Annotated in this window: 4 protein-coding genes; all 4 read left to right on the top strand. The window is 44.0% G+C overall.

The features are described from left to right. The coding region (locus tag AB3112_RS08780; RefSeq protein WP_367334310.1) for a ketopantoate reductase family protein at positions 1 to 1008 on the top strand (1008 nt) is incomplete at its 5' end. After that, the gene (locus AB3112_RS08775) at positions 1005 to 2213 is read left to right on the top strand and encodes a PLP-dependent aminotransferase family protein (protein WP_084973872.1); all 1209 of its coding nucleotides are present in this window, start codon (positions 1005 to 1007) and stop codon (positions 2211 to 2213) included. The genes AB3112_RS08780 and AB3112_RS08775, both read left to right, overlap by 4 nt. Positions 2214 to 2527: 314 nt before the next feature. Next, the gene (locus AB3112_RS08770) at positions 2528 to 2995 is read left to right on the top strand and encodes an ASCH domain-containing protein (protein WP_057909809.1); all 468 of its coding nucleotides are present in this window, start codon (positions 2528 to 2530) and stop codon (positions 2993 to 2995) included. A gap of 153 nt (positions 2996 to 3148) precedes the next feature. After that, on the top strand, positions 3149 to 4248 hold a 1100-nt coding region (locus AB3112_RS08765; protein WP_367334311.1), incomplete at its 3' end, for an MFS transporter.

Genomic DNA, 4248 nt, shown 5'->3' with positions numbered 1-4248 from the left:
GGTATTATTGGCGCAGGAGCAATGGGAGTAAGGTATGGCGTAATGTTACAGGAAAATGCCGGAGTCGATGTTGATTTTATCGATACTTGGGAGCCGAATGTTGAAAAGATCCGCGAACAAGGCGGCGTTTCAGTTGCCCGTGATCACGCAAACCGCAGAATCGTTCCCGTCAACATCTACTATCCAGAAGAATATAAAGGACATCCAGATGTTTGGATTATCTTTAAAAAGCAGATGCAGTTAGCTGAAGAATTAGAGCGCGACAATAAAGCCGGAATTTTCCATGATGACCAGTATGTCTTCTCCGCAATGAATGGGATGGGACACTTTGAGAAGATTGCCAATTACTTCCCGAAGGCAAACATTATTTGTGGAACTGCAATGATCGCCACTCGAATGGATGGTCCCGCTGATGTTGATTTTATGGGGGCTGAGGGCGATGAAGTCATGCATATGGCGCGTTATAACAACGAAAAGCCGGACGAAAAGACCCAAGCGATCTTTGATGATTTTACCAAGGCCAAGTTAGGACCAGTATTCGCCGATGAATGGATGGGCATGTGTATGTCGAAGGTGGTGTTCAACGCCGTAACCAACACATTATGCACAATGTTTGAAATGCAAATGGGCCAATTCATTGAGTATCCGGGTGTTCGCAAAATGTCTCGGCAATTATTCGATGAAGCCTACGATGCTTGTGAACGGGCTGGGATTTACTTAATCGCAACTCGACAAGAACAGGTTGATTCCGTCATTACCGTCAGCCAAGATTACAAATATCATTATCCATCAATGTATCAGGACTTTTCGAAAGGTCGACCAACCGAAGTTGATTATATTAACGGCTACATTGCCAAAATTGGCCGTGAGCATGATTATGTTTGCCGCACCCACGAATTCGTGGTCCAAGAAGTCCACATGGCCGAAATGATGCGTAAGTATCACCAACCACAAACCAACGTTGCAGATCAACAGAACGATTCAAAGAAAGCAGGTGTCCGCGTATGAGTTTCCAGTTTTCGAAACGTGTTCCAACAAATGACAGTGATCCAGTCGGGGACATTTTAAAAGTAGCTGGCAGTCCAGACATTATTTCCTTTGCTGGCGGCTTACCCGCACCAGAGTTATTTCCGATTGACGCTTTGAAAAAAGTGACCAATGAAGTTTTCGATGAAAGTGGTCGTTCCGCATTACAGTATGCGTCAGCGATCGGCTATCCAGCTTTACGCGAACAAATCGCAAACCGAATGAATAAGCAGGGAATTCAAGCAACCGTTGATAACATCATGATTACCACTGGTTCACAACAGTCGATCGATATCACCGCTAAAATGTTTGTTGATCCTGGTGATACGGTGATTGTCGAAAAGCCGACCTACCTGTGCGCCTTAGATGTATTTAGAAGCTATGGTGCCCACATTGTTGGCGTTGAAATGGATGAAGACGGCATGAAGATGGACCAGTTGGAAAAAGCTGTTTCCGATAATCCCAACACCAAGTTCATTTACACGATTCCGAATTTCCAGAACCCGACTGGACGCACCATGTCAGCGGACCGTCGTGAGAAGATGATTGAAATTGCCAATAAGTACGACATCATGATTATGGAAGATGACCCGTACGGTGCCATCCGCTTTGCCGGCGATGATATTGAACCTGTTAAATTTTATGATAAGCAGGAGCGGGTTATCTACCTCAGCACCTTCTCGAAAATTTTAGCACCCGGCTTGAGATTAGGTTGGATTGTGATGAATAAGGACTTAATGCCAAAATATAGCGTGATGAAGCAATCTGCCGATGTTCATTCCGATAACTTAACCCAACACATTGTCGCCAAATTCATGGAAGAATATGACATTGACGAACATGTGAACAAAATCAAGAAGGTTTATCGAAAACGTGAGAACGTTATGATGGCAGCCATTGAGAAGTATTTCCCAGCGGGTGTCAACTACAGTCATCCAGAAGGCGGCTTATTCATTTGGGTGGAAGTACCTGGCGATGTCGATACCATCGAGTTATTTAATACCTGCATCAAGCACAACGTTGCCTTTGTTCCCGGCGAGCCGTTTTACCCGGACAAGGTTACGCCTGGCACCTTTAGATTAAACTACTCCAACATGTCCGAAGATCAAATTCAGACCGGCATCGAACGATTGGGAAGCGCGATTAAGGAAACCATTGCGCAAACGGAAACTTCCGGTGTCCGTTAATTTAACGCATCCGATAAGGGGGTTGATACCAGCATTTATATCAATAAAATGGACCAACTCAGAAGTACCACCCACATATTGGCGACACTCAGTCGACCTGCAGGTAAATCCTGACACATAGCACGCCAAATAGAATGTATTATAGAAGAAATTTGAGATTATAATGAAATGAAATTCGAAGAGACCGGAGCAAAACAAATGATTTTGCCCCGGCCTTTTTGTGTGCAAGCATGAAACCGCGATGCCATATAAGCTTCACTTAAGGTCTTCAAGTTAAACTCTTACCATCATTTAAAATGAATGGAGGAATCTAAATGGATGTTTTAAAAATGGATGCAACTGAATACTGGGAAGATTTTATGCGTCGGAACAACATCAATCATGCCAACTTCGATACTTGGGCGTTTTCTGATCGTCCCAACTCTAGTGATATGTTAGCTGAAATGGTGGTTAAAGGACAAAAGACTGCTTATAGTTCTTGGTTTAACTTCTACGACGCGGATCAGGTGGTACCCACCGCGGGCGATTACCGCATGGTGCTCAAACAAAATGGCGATCCGGCCTGTATCATTCAATTGAAAGTCGTTGAAATCGTGCCGTTTAAATGGGTGTCTTCAGAACACGCATTTCTCGAGGGCGAAGGGAATCGCTCACTCAAATATTGGCGGCAACTGCATAAGCAACTTTTCCGCAAACAGGCAAAAATTCATGGGAAAACATTTTCACTAGAAAGCCCTTGTATTTGTGAGCTATTTGAGGTCATTGATACTCCAAAAATTTAATTGTGTGGGCCCCACTGTAAATGGTAGTATGTTAGTTGCAGGTAAATTCGACTAACTAATATTCAGGGGGGCACCAGTGTGGATTTTTCAGCTAATAATCAAACGGATAGCGCCAAACAACACCCATTTTTGGTTATCACAGTTGTAGCATTGATGACATTTATGGGCGTTTTGACTGAAACTTTCATGAACGTTACGTTTCCAACCTTAATGAAGCAATTTAATATCTCGTTGCCAACCGTCCAGTGGGTCACAACCGGATACTTACTCACGGTGGCCTTACTTACAATCACATCGGCATTTTTAAAACGTCGATTTACGAATAAGCAGTTGTTTATCTCAGCTGCACTTTTATTTATCACCGGTGACGTAATGTGCGGCTTGGCACCAAGTTATCCGGTGCTCTTAGTGGGCCGTTTGATTCAGGCTGGTTGTGTTGGACTAACGGGCCCCTTGATGAATAACATTATCTTAGATGTTGTTCCCCCGCATAAGCTGGGAACCTATATGGGAATGGCCAACCTGATCGTTTTGGTTGCGCCGGCACTTGGACCTACTTTTGGCGGTTCGGTGGTTTCTTTTGCCAGTTGGCGGATGATTTTTTGGATTACCGTTCCGGTTACCATTGTCCTATTAATCTTGGGCATTTTCATTATTAAGCAGTACACACCGACACAGCACTATGATTTTGACTGGCTGCGTTTTGGCGTGCTTGCGCTTGGAATGATTAGCTTATTAATGGGCTTTAACATCATGGGTCAGCCAGGGGTGCTGATTAAATTTGCCTTGTATATGGTCGTCAGTGCAGTGCTATTTTGCACATTTGGCTGGCTATCAAAATACAGTCACAAAGCGTTGTTCAAGTTATCGGTCTTCAAACGCCCGGTGTTTTTATTTAGTTTCTTGCCTTATATTTTGCTGCAATATTCAAACATTGGAATGAATTTCATGTTACCGAGCTACGTGCAGATGGTAAATGGTGCAACGGCCTTCATCGGTGGGGTCATTCTGCTGCCTGGTAGTGTCTTGAATGGGTTGGGACAACCAATTTATGGCTGGATGCTGGATCGCTTTGGTGGCAAGTTGCCACTTTATTTAGGGAATACACTGTTCCTGTTACCAGTGTTGATCATGACGATTATGGGCCAGCAGATGTCCGTTGTCTTGATTACAATTTTGTATACCGTTTACGCAACCGGTCGGTCGATGGCATTTGGAAATAGTATGGCATACGGCTTGAAACATCTGTCCCG

It is taken from the genome of Lentilactobacillus sp., assembly GCF_040773105.1.
GTDB classification, from domain to species: domain Bacteria; phylum Bacillota; class Bacilli; order Lactobacillales; family Lactobacillaceae; genus Lentilactobacillus; species Lentilactobacillus parabuchneri.
Note: the sequence above shows the minus strand (reverse complement) of the source record. Positions and strands in the feature narration are given on the sequence as shown.

Bases quoted from the DNA above. Each gene is read 5' to 3' on its own strand.
- AB3112_RS08770 (WP_057909809.1), top strand. From the start codon at position 2,528: ATGGATGTTTTAAAAATGGATGCAACTGAATACTGGGAAGATTTTATG.
- AB3112_RS08775 (WP_084973872.1), top strand. From the start codon at position 1,005: ATGAGTTTCCAGTTTTCGAAACGTGTTCCAACAAATGACAGTGATCCA.